Source organism: Aquamicrobium terrae, assembly GCF_040545735.1.
Taxonomy (GTDB): domain Bacteria; phylum Pseudomonadota; class Alphaproteobacteria; order Rhizobiales; family Rhizobiaceae; genus Mesorhizobium; species Mesorhizobium terrae_A.
Map to the genome: position 1 here is coordinate 40,177 of NZ_JBEPML010000009.1, position 14,132 is coordinate 54,308.

Below are 14,132 nucleotides of genomic sequence, written 5' to 3' on the forward strand. Positions count from 1 at the left end.
TGGGCAGCGGGGGCTGAAGCCAGATGTTGCGGAAATTCCTGGCCGACAAGCGCGGCAACTACGCCATGATCACCGGTTTGCTGATGGCGCCGCTGTTTGGCGCCGTGGCCTTGGCCGTCGACTATTCGGAAATGTCGCGTCAGCGGCTGGACACGCGAAACGCGCTGGACGCGGCCAACATCGCCACCGCCCGCGAGCTACAGAGCGGCGTCAGCGATGCCAAGGCCATCGCCTACGCCAACGACTTCTATTTCGCCAATCTGCGCCATGTGAAGCCTGCCAAGACCAGTCTTGCCGTCAGGCTTCCAAGCCAGGTTGTCGGCGGGGGCACGATGGAAATGTGCGCCACGCTGAATTACTCGCCCTACTTTTTTCCTGCCGCCGCAATGCTGATGGGGCAGCAGTCAAGGGACTTCGACTTCAGAACCTGTTCCGCAGTGCGGCTGAAGAACACGCTGGAAGTCGCGTTGGTGCTCGATAATTCCGGCTCCATGGACTTCAAAGGTACCGGCTCAAATCAGACGCGCATGGAGTTGCTGAAAAAGGCCGCTGACGAGTTGATCATCACAATGGTCAATCAGGCTGACAGTGTGAGGCAGTTGGAAAGACCCATCCAATTCGCGGTGGTGCCGTTCGCCTCTTCGGTCAATGTCGGTAAAACCAATAAAGATGCTTCCTGGATGGATACGCGAGGGGTATCGCCCATTCATCATGAAAACTTTAATTGGAAAAGTTTTAATTGGCAGAATCGTAAAATCGAGAAGCAAAATGATGTGTACGTTAAGGTCGGAAGCGATTGGGGAGAGCAGGCAGGTCAGATTGTCACACGATTTACGCTATACAACGAGTTAAAATACTACAAGGATAAGAACGCGACCCAGACTGCAGCTTTCGCCGAATGGGAGGGCTGTGTCGAACAGCGTCCCTACCCCTATGATGTGTCCGATGAACTGCCCCGGCAGGGAGATCCTGCCAGCCTTTTTGTGCCCATGTTCTATCCGGACAACGCCACCAACGGCTACAATGACTGGCCGACGCGAAACTCAGGCAGCTATTCAGCCACGTATTCCTGGGACCCTCAAGTTGGAAGCGGTTCAAACAAGACAGGCAACAATCCATCTTCCTACATGCCAAAATACTTTGACATGCGGGTGGTGAAAAGTTCGAAAGTCACAGAACAGCTGGGGTTTGTTGCGCCATACCAATCGGAAAAACTTGATCAGGGCAAAGGTCCGAATGCCGGCTGCACCACATCCGCTATCACTCCGCTGGTTGACGTTACCAACACGGCTGGCATGAAGGAGATTAAGGACGCCATATCCGCCATGCAGCCGAAGGGCGGCACCAGCGTGGGAAGTGGTCTTGCATGGGGTTGGCGCGTACTCTCGAACGCTGAACCGTTCACTGAAGGGCGTCCAGAGACAGATCGCGGCAACGACAAGGTTGTCATCCTACTAACCGACGGCGCAAACACATATTATACACCCAAAAGCCTTACTCCCTTGAACGGCAATGATTCACGCGCAACCGACCATGAGCAGCAAGGCTCGATCTACGCCGATTACGGCTTTCAGAAACCTTTTGCCAAAACCTATGACTATGGTCGTCTGTTTATGGGTCTAACCAGCAATATCGATAAGACGTACCAGAACGATGCCAATTACTCGCGTGCCATGAACGAAAAGCTCCAGATGCTGTGCGCCAACGCCAAGGCTGCCAACATAATGATCATGACCGTCGGGCTCGACCTCGAGACAGAGGCCAAGAAGGACGCCAAGGTTCGCGATCAGATTACCGGTCTCAAGAACTGCGCCTCGGAATCTCGGAACCGGCGCGACCCGGATGATCCATCCAAGCCAGCCAAGCTATTCTGGAATGCTGCCGGCAACGACCTGTCGAACGCGTTTCGTGAAATCGCAGACGAACTCTCGAACCTGCGCATCACAAGCTGACAACAGTCTAGGAAACCAAGGCCCGGACGCAAGCACGCGCCGGGCCTTTTGCATTTCTACATCGGCCGCCGCATGGAGCGGTCGGGCTCCACCAGCTTGCGATAAAGGTGCCAGGTCGAATGGCCGAGCACAGGCATCACCACGGCCAGGCCGGCCAACAGCGGGATAGCGCCGATCACCAGAAGGGCGGCGACGATCAGGCCCCACAGCGCCAGGGGAAGCGGATTGGCCCACACGGCCCGCATCGAGGTTTCCACGGCTGCCACGGCGCCGGCGTCGCGATCGAGCATCAGCGGAAAGGCCACCACACTGGTGGCAAGGGCCACCACGGCAAAAATGAAGCCGGCGGCATTGCCGAGCAGGATGAGCATCCAGCCCTGCCTCGTAGTCAGCACCTCATTGAGGAAAACGCCGATGGAGGCTGGCGCCGCCTCGCCGAACAGGCTCGTATAGATGGATTGCGCCGTGTAGAGCCAGAGCAGGAACAGGGCGAACAGCATGATGCCGACGACGGCTATGGACGGCAAGGCCGGTGAGTAGCGCAGCTCCAGCGCATGCCGCCAGGAGGTGTCCATGCCCAGTTCGCGCCGGCGGCTGATCTCGTAAAGCCCGATCGCTGCGAAGGGTCCCAGCAGCGCGAAGCCGGACATCAGCGGATAAACCAGATGAATGGCCCCTGCCCCGGTCGTCCACCGCGTCAGGATCAGCCCGACGACGGGATAGATCAGGCACAGGAAAACATAGTGCGACGGCTTTTGCCGGAAATCATCCAATCCCAGACGCAGCGCGTCCATGATATCGGCGGTGCCGATGCGGCGAACGACGGGCTGCACACGCATGCCGCGCGCGTCCGTCATAACGTGGAAACTGGCCATGACCTTCCTCCCTGCCTAAGCAAGATGGGGCGGTCACCGCCAGATGGCCGCCCCGGGCTGCCACTTCAAAACGGTCGTGTCTTAGCAGATTTCGCTATCGCTGTCGCGCAACCGGGGCGCGTGTGCCGGTCCATTACGGAATTTTTACCGGCTGCCCGGCAAAAGCCATGATCGGCAGCCTATCAGGCGTCATGAGCATGTCCCGATCCGATTTTTCCTTTCCCGTCCTTGAGCCATGCCTCAACCGCCGCACTCTGGTGCTGGGGGCCGGTGCTTTCGCACTTGCCGGGCTGGCCGGCTGCGGGTCGCTGTCCCGGCAAGGCGCCGGCGGCGGGGCATCGACCTCGGCCAGCGCCGCGATGGCTGGAATTCGCAATGCCGAGGGCTTGCCCGTGCTCTCGCCGGACAGCCAGTTGGAGCGGGCCGCGTTGCAGCAGGCACACTATATGGCAGCGTCCCGCAGCATGACCCATACGACAGGGTTCGGAAAAGGGTTCCCCACGCGTGTGAAGAGCAACGGAATCAGGGGCGCGGCGGCGGAAAACATTGCAGAAGGCCGCATGGATGTCGCCCGCGCCATCGACATGTGGATGAACTCGCCACCGCATCGGCGCAACATGCTCGACAGCCGCTTCCATCGCTTCGGCCTGGCTTGGGCCAGCGGTCCCGACCGTCCCGAGTGGCGCTACTGGGCGATGGTGCTGGCGAGCTGAAAAAGGCCGCGCGCATTCATTCGCGCATGAAACGCTTTCCGGTCCTTGACACCGATCTGGCTGCTGACTATCTCATTCGCCGTTAGCACTCTGTTATGCCGAGTGCTAACAGGTCCGGCAGCGCCGGACGGAGGGAATTCTTTCTCATCATTGTGACCGAGGAAATCAAATGGCAAAGACGAAGTTCCGCCCGCTTCATGACCGCGTGGTCGTTCGCCGGGTCGAGTCCGAAGAAAAGACGGCTGGCGGCATCATCATCCCCGACACCGCCAAGGAGAAGCCGCAGGAAGGCGAAATTGTCGCCGTTGGTTCGGGCGCCCGCGACGAGAGCGGCAAGCTCGTTGCCCTCGACGTCAAGGCCGGCGACCGTGTCCTGTTCGGCAAGTGGTCGGGCACCGAAGTCAAGCTCAATGGCGAAGACCTTCTGATCATGAAGGAATCCGACATCATGGGCATCATCGGCTGATCCGGCCGGTCCCATTCTTCAACACTCACTGCAATCCGAATTTCGGGCCACAGGCCCAGGAGTAAGCAATGGCTGCCAAAGACGTAAAATTCTCCCGTGACGCCCGCGAGCGCATGCTGCGCGGTGTCAACATCCTCGCCGACGCGGTGAAGGTCACCCTCGGCCCCAAGGGCCGCAACGTTGTCATCGACAAGTCCTTCGGCGCTCCGCGCATCACCAAGGACGGCGTCTCCGTCGCCAAGGAGATCGAACTGGAAGACAAGTTCGAGAACATGGGCGCCCAGCTCGTTCGCGAAGTCGCTTCCAAGACCAACGACAAGGCCGGTGACGGCACCACCACCGCCACGGTCCTCGCCCAGGCCATCGTTCAGGAAGGCCACAAGGCCGTTGCCGCCGGCATGAACCCGATGGATCTGAAGCGCGGCATCGATCTGGCCGTCTCCGAGGTCGTCGCCGATCTCGTCAAGAAGGCCAAGAAGATCAAGACCTCCGAGGAAGTCGCGCAGGTCGGCACCATCTCCGCCAATGGCGAGAAGGAAATCGGCGAGATGATCGCCGAGGCCATGCAGAAGGTCGGCAACGAGGGTGTCATCACCGTCGAGGAAGCCAAGACCGCCGACACCGAGCTGGAAGTCGTCGAAGGCATGCAGTTCGACCGCGGCTACCTGTCGCCCTACTTCATCACCAATCCCGACAAGATGATTGCCGAACTCGAGGACGCCTACATCCTGCTCCACGAGAAGAAGCTCTCCAACCTGCAGGCCATGCTGCCGGTGCTCGAGGCTGTCGTGCAGACCTCGAAGCCGCTGGTCATCATCGCCGAGGACGTCGAGGGCGAGGCCCTGGCCACGCTGGTCGTCAACAAGCTGCGCGGCGGCCTGAAGATCGCTGCCGTCAAGGCTCCGGGCTTCGGTGATCGCCGCAAGGCCATGCTGGAGGATATCGCCATCCTCACCGGTGGCCAGGTCATCTCCGAGGATCTGGGCATCAAGCTCGAGAACGTCGGTCTCAACATGCTCGGCCGCGCCAAAAAGGTGCGCATCGAGAAGGAGAACACCACGATCGTCGACGGTGCCGGCAAGAAGGCCGAGATCCAGGGCCGCGTTGGCCAGATCAAGGCCCAGATCGAGGAGACCACCTCCGACTACGACCGCGAGAAGCTGCAGGAGCGCCTGGCCAAGCTGGCTGGTGGCGTTGCCGTGATCCGCGTCGGCGGCTCGACCGAGGTCGAGGTCAAGGAGAAGAAGGACCGCGTTGACGACGCCCTGAACGCCACCCGCGCCGCGGTTGAGGAAGGCATCGTCCCCGGCGGCGGCGTCGCCCTGCTGCGCGCCACCCAGGCGATCAAGGCTGCCGGCGCCAATGCCGACCAGGCTGCCGGCATCAACATCGTGCGTCGCGCCCTGCAGGCTCCGGCCCGCCAGATCGCTACCAACGCCGGTGCGGAAGCCTCGATCATCGTGGGCAAGATCCTCGACAACAAGAGCGCGACCTACGGCTACAACGCCGCCAACGACGAGTATGGCGATCTGATCCAGCTCGGCATCGTCGACCCGGTCAAGGTTGTTCGCACGGCGCTGCAGGACGCCGCTTCGGTCGCCGGCCTGCTGGTCACCACCGAGGCCATGATCGCCGACGCTCCGAAGAAGGAAGCTGCGGCTCCGGCCATGCCCGGCGGCATGGGCGGCATGGGCGGCATGGACTTCTAGAAGTTCTTTCACCGTGAATTGGAAAGGGCGGCCGGTGGCCGCCCTTTCTTTTTTGAAAAAAGATACGCCGGCATGGAACTAATTTCACGGCCGGCCGTTCTGGTCCTGTCGAAGCAATTCAAAGGAGAAATCCGGAGAAAGGCTAACGACAAAAGAGACGCCTTCCACACATTCAACGGTGCGGGAGGCGTCTTTTTGCGATGTGTGATGGTTTTCCATCAACTTGTTATTTCCAAAGAATAATCCGGAACAAATCGACAGCAGCTCCGTTGAAGTCGGCGAATCAACCCAGGAGATGCGATCATGGTGAACAAGGATCAGGTGGCCGGCGCGGCCAAGCAGGCAAAGGGCGCCGTCAAGGAAGCCGCAGGCAAGCTGACCGGCAGCAAGAAGACCGAACTCAAGGGCAAGGCGGAAAAGGCAGCCGGCAAGGTTCAGAAAACCTATGGCGACACCAAGGAAAAGGTGAAGAAGGCCATGTAGGCCGATTGACCCTCACGGAATATGCACGCAAAGGCGGTCTGCGGACCGCCTTTTTTCGCGCTCCGCTGACGGGCAGGCAGGCGCTTCACGTGCCCAGCTTTCTGGTGAACGCATTGGTGAAGGCGATGCCGTCCCCATCATCCCTTGCTTCCCCCAGCACCACCTCCATCACACCGTTCGTGACGCGGACAAGCGCAAAACCGCCCATGAAGGCTGCCTTCGGCTTGAATAGATCCAACCCGTTTGCCTCATAGATCATCGGGGTTTCGTGCTGATGGCCGTGAAAGAGCCCGAACGTTGAAAGGCTTTATGACCGCCAGCAAGGCCGCCTGTTCGGCCTTGCTCCACCAATGGGGCTTTCCGGTGCCTGTGTCGTCGAAAGTCTTGCGCTCGCTGTCCCATACTTCGAGCGAGAACGGGTCCCATCCATAATGCTGGAACAGGACGACCGGCCTTCCGTCGGCGGCGTTCGCCTGCAGGTCCTGCCCCAGCCAGTTCAGCCCGCTTACCGCTCCTTCCCGCGTATCGCCGCCGAAGCGATGCAGTTGCACCAGGTGCAGGCCGCCCCAATCCCATGAATAGCAGTCGGAATCGACGTCATAATTCGCGGCTGGCACCGGCGGCTTGAAGAATACGCCCGGCCTGTGGTTCATCTCCACGTAGTCGCGCAGCTCGCGCCGATACCAGTCGACATGGGGCGGTGGTCCGTTCTGGTCGAGATCGTGATTGCCAAGGCCGGCATAGACAGGCATGTGCACCCGGTCGGGACCGACGCCTTGCTGATAGCGCTGGCTGAACTGGAGCAATTGCGTGCCTTCGCTCGGCTGCACGGTCTGGCCCCCACCGTCATCGGTCATGTCGCCGCCGACGACCAGCCCAAGGGGTGTCGCGATGCGCTGCCCCGCAGCCTCCAGATGCGTCGCCTTGCCGTCGATCTCGGCCGGCCACACCTTGCCCGTGATTGCGTTCAGCCCCGCGATGTGGCGCAACAGGTTCGCATCGGTCTTGCCTTCCTGGGCGCAATTCGGGCTAAGGCCACTGGCCATTCGGCAGGCATGGACATCGCAGATGAACAGGAAGGTCGCGTCGATGGGCGGGATTGCGGCCTGCGTGGCGATCGGCAAAAGGGTTCCGGCAGTCCATGCAAGACCTCCGGCCAGCATTTCGCGACGGGACAGCCGAAACAAAATGCGCGCGCTCATGATCCTTCAATTGAGCACGGGAGCGGGGCCTGGTCCAGTTTGCCGCCGCCGCCTATGGCATTGAAACGATTTGGAAGCCCCGGCTTGAAATCTTGGCTTGAAGCCCTCTTGGCAAAGCGATAGGCCGGGGCCACCCCAATTCGCTTGTTCAGGAGACCTGCCCGTGAGCGCTCACAAGACCAGAACCGAAACCGATACGTTCGGCCCCATCGAAGTGGCCGCCGACCGCTATTGGGGTGCGCAGGCGCAACGGTCCCTCGGCAATTTCAAGATCGGCTGGGAAAAGCAGCCGGCCTCCATCGTTCGCGCGCTGGGCATCGTCAAGCGCGCCGCCGCGGAAGCCAATATGGAGCTCGGCAAGCTCGATCCCAAGCTTGGCGCGGCGATCATCGAGGCCGCGCAGGAAGTGATCGACGGCAAGCTCGACGAGCACTTCCCGCTCGTGGTCTGGCAGACCGGTTCCGGCACCCAATCCAACATGAACGCCAATGAGGTGATCTCCAACCGGGCGATCGAGAAGCTTGGCGGGGAGATGGGCTCGAAGAAGCCGGTTCATCCCAATGACCATGTCAATATGAGCCAGTCGTCGAACGACACCTACCCGACGGCCATGCACATCGCCTGCGCCGAGCGCATCGCACACGACCTGCTGCCGGCGCTGAAGCACCTGCACGCCGCCCTCGAAGCCAAGGCCAAGACCTTCGACCATATCGTCAAGATCGGCCGCACCCATACGCAGGACGCAACTCCCCTCACCCTCGGCCAGGAATTCTCCGGCTATTCCCAGCAGGTGAAGAACGGCATCGAGCGCATCGAAATGACGCTGCCGGGGCTGATGCAGCTTGCGCAGGGCGGCACCGCGGTCGGCACCGGCCTCAACGCCCCGGTCGGATTCGCCGAGAAGGTGGCGGAAAAGATCGCCGCCATCACCGGGCTCGACTTCACCTCGGCACCGAACAAGTTCGAGGCGCTGGCCGCCCATGATGCCATGGTCTTCTCGCATGGCGCGATCAACACGGTCGCGGCCTCGCTGTTCAAGATCGCCAACGATATCCGTTTCCTCGGCTCCGGCCCCCGCGCCGGCCTTGGCGAGCTTGCCCTGCCGGAGAACGAGCCGGGCTCGTCGATCATGCCGGGCAAGGTCAATCCGACCCAATGCGAGGCGCTGACGCAGGTGTGCGTGCAGGTCTTCGGCAACAATGCCGCCATCACCTTCGCCGGCAGCCAGGGCCATTTCGAGCTGAACGTCTACAACCCGCTGATGGCCTACAACTTCCTCCAGTCGGTGAAGCTGCTGGCCGACGCATCGGTGTCCTTCACGGACAACTGCGTCGTCGGCATCGAGGCCCGCGAGGACAACATCAGGGCTTCGCTGGAACGGTCGCTGATGCTGGTGACGGCCCTGGCCCCGACCATCGGCTACGATGCGGCGGCCAAGATCGCCAAGACGGCGCACAAGAACGGCACGACGCTGCGCGAGGAAGCGCTCAAGACCGGCCTGGTCAGCGAAGCCGACTATGAGCGCCTGGTGCGGCCAGAGGACATGACCCATCCCGGCTGAGCCATCTGGCTGCCGGGTTGCATTTCGGCTAGTCTGCGGCCATGCGCTACGTGATCATCATCGTGACCATCGCCTGCTTCATCATCTGGGACGGCCTCTACAATGGAGGCCGTTACATCGATGCGTCGGTGACGAGCGTGAAGAACGTCGTGCGCATGGTCACCGGCTAGTTCACCTGCACCATTTTCCGGCGCGACATCCTGCCGGTTGACGCGACGCGGTCTTCCGGACCAGAAGATGTCCGCCCCCGGCCGATGCCGGCAGCCGTTCCCGAACCGATTCCCAGGAGGCCGAATTGATCCGGCACATCGTGTTCTTCACCGTGAAGCCGAGCATGGACGTAGAAGCCGTGCGCGTCGGGCTGATGGAACTCGGGCGCATCCCGCATTCCCGGCATTTCGAGGTGACCGTGAACCGCAAGGTCGATCTGTTCGAGAACGAGATCGACATCGTCGTCTATGCGGAGTTCGAAAACGAAGCCGCCTTGCACGCGTTCAAGGCCGACCCGATCTACGCCGAAACCACCGCCAAGGTGCGGCCGATGCGCGAACTGCGCTTTTCGGCTGACGTGGTGGCGGCAAACTGAACGCCGCACTAAACGGCAGTCAGTCCGCCAAGCCGATTTCGGAAGCTAGTTTCCCCAGCGCAAGGACGGTGCGCCAGTTGCGCGCGGTCGACACCGTCCCCAGCAGGCGGTCGATCACCGGCGGCAGCTTGGAGGCGCTGAAACCGTCTGGCACATGCAGATAGAGAATATTGCCGCTGACATGGAGCCGTTCACCGGCCGCGCGTGCCTGTAGCGCCTCCACATCCTTCTGTTTCGGTTCGTCCTTCAATACGAAGACATGCAACCTCGTTGGGCTGTCGGCGGCTTCCGGAAACGGATTGGCGTCGATGATCCGCTGCCACTCGTCGCGGCTGGCCAGCATGATCTCCTTGTCGAAGCCGAAATCGCGGCGGGCGATATCGCCAATCAGCCTGTGTGTTTCCTGTCGGCCCGTGTCGGAGACGAGAATGGCATTGCCGCTGTTGATGTAGGTGGAGACATGGCCAAACCCGGCCTTCGTGAGCGCCGCACGCAACTTTGCCACCGGCAACTGGGTCGCGCCGCCGACGCCGCGAAACAGCACGATGTAGACATCGCCCGCGGCCTTGCCGCTCATATGATGAAGCTCGCCAGCGTCTCGTTCTCGGTAATGTCCTGATACTGCACGCCCTCAGCCTCGAACTTCGCCTGGAGCGTGGTGAAGTTGCGGCTGTCGCGGGTTTCGATGCCGATCAGCACCGAACCGAAATTGCGCGCCGACTTCTTCAGATATTCGAAACGGGCAATGTCGTCGTCGGGCCCGAGCATCTGCAGGAAGTCGCGCAGGGCGCCCGGCCGCTGCGGCAGGCGGATGATGAAATATTTCTTCAGCCCTTCGAAGCGCAATGCCCGCTCCTTGACATCGGGCAGGCGCTCGAAATCGAAATTGCCGCCGGACACCACGGCCACGATGGTCTTGCCGCGGATTTCCTTGCGGCTGAAATCCTTCAGCGCGTCGATGGTGAGCGCGCCGGCCGGCTCCAGGACCACCCCCTCGACGTTCAGCATCTCGATCATGGTCGCGCACAGCCGGTTTTCCGGTACGAGGCGCGCCGTCTCGGCGGGAAAATCCTTTAGCAGCCGGAAATTCTCGCGGCCGATTTCCGCCACCGCCGCCCCGTCGACGAAGTTGTCGACGCGGGGCAGTTTCACGCGCCTGCCTTCGGCAAGGCTGCGGGCAAGGCTCGGAGCCCCCGACGGCTCGCAGAACAGGAAGCGCGGCGCCTGCCCGGCAGCCTCGAAATATTGGGTCACGCCTGCCGCCAACCCGCCGCCGCCGACAGGCAGCATGACGATGTCCGGCGCCCTTCCCGTGCCGATCTGCTCGATGATCTCCTGCGCGATGGTCGCCTGTCCCTCGATGATGTCGCGGCTGTCGAAGGGCGGCACCATGTGAGCGCCGGCGGTTTCGGTGAACTCCAGCGCCGCGTGATAGCAATCGTCGAAGAAGTCGCCGATCAGCCTGATCTCGACGAACTCCCCGCCGAACATGCGGGTCTTGTCGATCTTCTGCTGCGGCGTCGTCACCGGCATGAACACCACGCCCTTGCGGCCGAAATGGCGGCACACGAAGGCGAAGCCCTGCGCATGGTTGCCGGCGGAAGCGCAAACGAACAGGCTGGCCTTGTTGCCTGCGGCAAGCGTTTTGCGGAAGAAATTCAGCGCGCCGCGGATCTTGTAGGAGCGCACCGGCGTCAGGTCCTCGCGCTTCAGCAGGATGCGCGCCCCATATTTCTGCGACAGGTAGTCGTTTTCCTGCAAAGGCGTTTCGGGAAAAATCTCCCGTATCGCCTGGGCAGCAGTTCCAACCCTGTCGGCGAAGCTTGTCATGGCGCGGTCCTGTGGCGTGAATGAGCATCCGTTCCTGCCGCGATTTTGGCATTTGCGCAACACCGAACCTGTCGCAAACGGACCAGCCTCATCTAAGCGACGCTTTGACTTACTTCCGCCGTGTTCTGCGGGTGGAGGAAGCGGGGCTCTGGCATCATGCCATGCCCACGGCGAAACCGACGGACATCGAAGTGCCCTTGAAGACCCTGCTTGCAATCGCGCTTTCCCTGGTGGTCGCCGGCTGCACCACCAACAGATCGGAAGAAATCCTCGGCAGCGCCCTCGTGCCCGCCGCAGTGACCGATATTGCCGGGAACCACTCGATCTTCATCGCCACGACGCGCAAGCGCTCCACCGACCGTTCCAAGGTGTTCGAGGGGGAACGCTCGGCCACGCTCAATTTCGCCCGCGTCAACGTCACCGTGCCACGCGAGCACAAGGTCGGCCAGATCGAACGCCGCAAGCGCGGCAGATCCGACGATCCGTCAAAATATTTCATGGCCTCCGATGCCGCCGGGTATGAGACGGGGCCGCAGTTCTCCCAGGCGCTGAATGCCGATATTGCCGCGCGCGGCGGCCGCGTCATGGTTTTCGTGCATGGCTACAACACCGGCTTCGATGCCGGCGTGTACCGTGCGGCCCAGATCGCCCACGATTCCGGCTACCCGGGCACGCCTGTCCTGTTCTCCTGGGCTTCGGGCGGCTCGACCACCAGCTATGTCTACGACAAGGAGAGCGCCAGCGTGGCGCGCGACCAGCTCGAGGTGACACTGCGCCTTCTGTCGCAAACCGGTGCGCGCCGCATCGATATCGTTGCCCACTCGATGGGCACCTGGGTGACGATGGAGGCGCTGCGCCAGCTCGCCATCACCGGCGACCGCAACCTGCGCGGCAAGCTGGGTGACGTGGTGCTGGCCTCGCCCGACATCGATGTCGACGTGTTCAAGAGCCAGATGCGCCGCTACGGCAAACCGGAAAAGCCGTTCATCCTGCTTCTGTCGCAGGACGACAGGGCGCTGCGGCTGTCCGGCATGCTGGCCGGTTCGCGCCCGCGCGTCGGCGACTATGCCGGTGCCGACAAGGAACTGGCCGATTATGGCGTGACGGTCGTCGACCTGTCCAAGGCGAAGGGCGCGGATTCCTTCAACCACACCAAGTTCGCCGACAACCCGGTTCTGGTGCGCATGCTGGGCCAGCGCCTGCGCGAGGATGACGGGTTCGCCAGCGACCGGGAAATCACCGACCGCATCCGGCTTGTCACACAGCAGGCCGCCGCCAGCGCATTCTAAAGCCTGAACAGATCCAAGGCAGGGCTGGACCAGGCAGGTTTCTGCCTATATTGCGGATGCAGGTCCAGGCGGCGCCGCAAGTATAGGGCGCCATATTGGGAGCAGCGGTGCTGTGCGCTTGAAAGCCTTGTTCGTTGTCGCTTTTGCTGCACTGCTGGCTGGATGCATGGCATCCAGCCGCCATGAGCTGCTCAATATCTCGTCCTTTCCGGCCAATCCTTCCGATATTTCGGCCGAGCACGAAATCTTCGTGGCCACCACAAGACGCCAGTCGATCGACCAGCCGCGCATCGTGTTCGGTGGCGACCGCTCCCCCAACGTGGCCTATGCCAGCGTCGACATGACCGTTCCCCGTATCCATGAAACCGGCAGGATCGAGCGCGCCAAGGGTCGCGCTCAGGCCGACCCGGCCAAGCATTTCACAGCACGAAGCGTGAGCTTCTACAAGGAACCGTCGCAGTTCGCGCGAGCCATCGATGCCAACGTGGCCCGGCATAAGGACCGGCGCGTGCTGGTCTTCGTGCATGGCTTCAACAACGGTTTCGATGACGGCGTCTACCGCATCACCCAGATCGTGAACGATACGAAATATGACGGGACGCCCATCCTGTTTTCCTGGGCTTCCAACGCAAGGACGACGGGTTATCTCTACGACAAGGAAAGCGCCAACGCCGCGCGCGACGATCTCGAGGCGACGCTGCGCATGCTGGCCAGGAGCAAGGCCAAAAGCATCGACATCATCGCCCATTCGATGGGCACGTGGGTAACGATGGAAACCCTGCGCCAGCTCGCCATAGCCGGCGACCGCGACCTTGGCGGCAAGCTCGGCAATGTCGTGCTTGCTTCGCCGGACATCGACGTCGATGTGTTCAAGAAGCAGATGCTGCGTTACGGCAAGCCCGACAAGCCTTTCGTCGTGCTGCTCTCGGACGACGACCGCGCCCTCCAGCTCTCCACGTTCATTTCGGGCGACAAGCCGCGCGTCGGCGACTATTCCGATGCGGCCGATCTGGCCAGCTACGGGGTCATCGTGGCCGATCTGACGCAGGCCAGCTCCGGCGACAGGCTCAACCATGCCAAGTTCGCCGACAATCCGGTCCTCGTGCAATTGCTGGGCGACAGCCTGAGGACCCATGCGGGCCTGGCGGCGGCCGAAGATGGCGATTTCGGCAGCCCGATGAGCACGATCGGCAAGGACATCGGACAAGCGGTCGGCTCGGTCGCCGACATCGTCATCACCACGCCGTTCAAGGTTCTGTCGATCGCCGCCGGGGGCTAGAAAAGGATCGCGGGACACCCGCAAGGCGGGAAAAGGTCGACGCCAGCGCCCCGCCTGCCCCTGCGTCATGTCGGAGAGCCCGCCCTAATCTCTTGATTTGACTTTCTATTTTACGTTTCTATTTCTCGGTATATAGTCCGATAGTTGTGTTGCGCTGGTGCCCGGATGTCGTGTTTCCTGCACTGGG

Annotated in this window: 13 protein-coding genes and 1 pseudogene; 10 read left to right on the forward strand and 4 right to left on the reverse strand. The window is 61.7% G+C overall.

The annotated features are described in order from the left end of the window. The first annotated feature begins 23 nt into the window (after positions 1 to 23). On the forward strand, positions 24 to 1,952 hold the full coding sequence (locus ABID37_RS13800; protein WP_354195678.1) for a TadE/TadG family type IV pilus assembly protein: 1,929 nt from the start codon (positions 24 to 26) through the stop codon (positions 1,950 to 1,952). Positions 1,953 to 2,008: 56 nt separating this feature from the next. Here ABID37_RS13800 and ABID37_RS13805 read toward each other — a convergent pair whose 3' ends face one another. Then, positions 2,009 to 2,827 (reverse strand): DUF2189 domain-containing protein, encoded by an 819-nt coding sequence (locus ABID37_RS13805; protein ID WP_354195680.1) that lies wholly within the window; start codon positions 2,825 to 2,827, stop codon positions 2,009 to 2,011. 197 nt (positions 2,828 to 3,024) lie between these two features. Between ABID37_RS13805 and ABID37_RS13810 the strand changes: the two genes are divergently transcribed. The 4 genes from ABID37_RS13810 to ABID37_RS13825 all read left to right on the forward strand — a co-directional run bounded on the left by ABID37_RS13810 (position 3,025) and on the right by ABID37_RS13825 (position 6,198). Beyond that, entirely contained in the window at positions 3,025 to 3,540 is a 516-nt protein-coding gene (locus tag ABID37_RS13810; protein ID WP_354195682.1) for a CAP domain-containing protein, read from the forward strand. Positions 3,541 to 3,709: 169 nt separating this feature from the next. Next, on the forward strand, positions 3,710 to 4,006 hold the full coding sequence (groES, locus tag ABID37_RS13815) for a co-chaperone GroES (RefSeq protein WP_035026152.1): 297 nt from the start codon (positions 3,710 to 3,712) through the stop codon (positions 4,004 to 4,006). A 68-nt stretch (positions 4,007 to 4,074) separates the two neighbouring features. Further along, a complete protein-coding gene (gene groL, locus ABID37_RS13820; protein ID WP_354195685.1) occupies positions 4,075 to 5,715 on the forward strand; it encodes a chaperonin GroEL in 1,641 nt (546 codons plus the stop codon). A gap of 303 nt (positions 5,716 to 6,018) precedes the next feature. Continuing rightward, positions 6,019 to 6,198: a CsbD family protein gene (locus tag ABID37_RS13825; RefSeq protein WP_354195687.1), complete on the forward strand. Its 180-nt coding sequence runs from the start codon at positions 6,019 to 6,021 to the stop codon at positions 6,196 to 6,198. An 85-nt stretch (positions 6,199 to 6,283) separates the two neighbouring features. Here ABID37_RS13825 and ABID37_RS13830 read toward each other — a convergent pair. After that, positions 6,284 to 7,400 (reverse strand): annotated as a pseudogene (locus tag ABID37_RS13830) (metallophosphoesterase). Positions 7,401 to 7,563: 163 nt separating this feature from the next. On the opposite strand from ABID37_RS13830, the gene fumC reads away from it, so the two are divergent. From fumC to ABID37_RS13845, 3 genes are all read left to right on the forward strand, one after another. Next, a complete protein-coding gene (gene fumC / locus ABID37_RS13835; RefSeq protein WP_354195689.1) occupies positions 7,564 to 8,961 on the forward strand; it encodes a class II fumarate hydratase in 1,398 nt (465 codons plus the stop codon). Between the two features lie 41 nt (positions 8,962 to 9,002). Next, complete coding sequence (locus ABID37_RS13840; protein WP_354195691.1) at positions 9,003 to 9,131, forward strand: hypothetical protein; 129 nt, start codon at positions 9,003 to 9,005, stop codon at positions 9,129 to 9,131. Between the two features lie 125 nt (positions 9,132 to 9,256). Then, positions 9,257 to 9,547, forward strand: coding sequence for a Dabb family protein (locus ABID37_RS13845; protein WP_354195693.1), 291 nt, complete (start codon positions 9,257 to 9,259; stop codon positions 9,545 to 9,547). Between the two features lie 19 nt (positions 9,548 to 9,566). On the opposite strand, the gene ABID37_RS13850 is transcribed toward ABID37_RS13845, so the two are convergent. After that, a complete protein-coding gene (locus ABID37_RS13850; RefSeq protein ID WP_354195695.1) occupies positions 9,567 to 10,124 on the reverse strand; it encodes a DUF1697 domain-containing protein in 558 nt (185 codons plus the stop codon). Beyond that, positions 10,121 to 11,377, reverse strand: a complete 1,257-nt coding sequence (ilvA, locus tag ABID37_RS13855) for a threonine ammonia-lyase IlvA (RefSeq protein ID WP_354195697.1) — start codon at positions 11,375 to 11,377, stop codon at positions 10,121 to 10,123. Before ilvA ends, ABID37_RS13850 begins: the two co-directional genes overlap by 4 nt. A gap of 161 nt (positions 11,378 to 11,538) precedes the next feature. On the opposite strand from ilvA, the gene ABID37_RS13860 reads away from it, so the two are divergent. Together ABID37_RS13860 and ABID37_RS13865 are read left to right on the forward strand one after the other, a co-directional pair. Further along, the gene (locus ABID37_RS13860) at positions 11,539 to 12,666 is read left to right on the forward strand and encodes an alpha/beta hydrolase (RefSeq protein WP_354195699.1); all 1,128 of its coding nucleotides are present in this window, start codon (positions 11,539 to 11,541) and stop codon (positions 12,664 to 12,666) included. Positions 12,667 to 12,832: 166 nt separating this feature from the next. Then, positions 12,833 to 13,945, forward strand: a complete 1,113-nt coding sequence (locus ABID37_RS13865; RefSeq protein ID WP_354195701.1) for an alpha/beta hydrolase — start codon at positions 12,833 to 12,835, stop codon at positions 13,943 to 13,945. The last annotated feature ends 187 nt before the right edge of the window (positions 13,946 to 14,132 follow it).

Bases quoted from the DNA above. Each gene is read 5' to 3' on its own strand.
- ABID37_RS13805 (WP_354195680.1), bottom strand. From the start codon at position 2,827: ATGGCCAGTTTCCACGTTATGACGGACGCGCGCGGCATGCGTGTGCAG.
- ABID37_RS13860 (WP_354195699.1), top strand. From the start codon at position 11,539: ATGCCCACGGCGAAACCGACGGACATCGAAGTGCCCTTGAAGACCCTG.
- ABID37_RS13865 (WP_354195701.1), top strand. From the start codon at position 12,833: ATGGCATCCAGCCGCCATGAGCTGCTCAATATCTCGTCCTTTCCGGCC.
- ABID37_RS13840 (WP_354195691.1), top strand. From the start codon at position 9,003: ATGCGCTACGTGATCATCATCGTGACCATCGCCTGCTTCATCATCTGG.
- ABID37_RS13825 (WP_354195687.1), top strand. From the start codon at position 6,019: ATGGTGAACAAGGATCAGGTGGCCGGCGCGGCCAAGCAGGCAAAGGGC.
- ABID37_RS13850 (WP_354195695.1), bottom strand. From the start codon at position 10,124: ATGAGCGGCAAGGCCGCGGGCGATGTCTACATCGTGCTGTTTCGCGGC.
- ilvA (WP_354195697.1), bottom strand. From the start codon at position 11,377: ATGACAAGCTTCGCCGACAGGGTTGGAACTGCTGCCCAGGCGATACGG.
- ABID37_RS13800 (WP_354195678.1), top strand. From the start codon at position 24: ATGTTGCGGAAATTCCTGGCCGACAAGCGCGGCAACTACGCCATGATC.
- ABID37_RS13810 (WP_354195682.1), top strand. From the start codon at position 3,025: ATGTCCCGATCCGATTTTTCCTTTCCCGTCCTTGAGCCATGCCTCAAC.
- groL (WP_354195685.1), top strand. From the start codon at position 4,075: ATGGCTGCCAAAGACGTAAAATTCTCCCGTGACGCCCGCGAGCGCATG.
- groES (WP_035026152.1), top strand. From the start codon at position 3,710: ATGGCAAAGACGAAGTTCCGCCCGCTTCATGACCGCGTGGTCGTTCGC.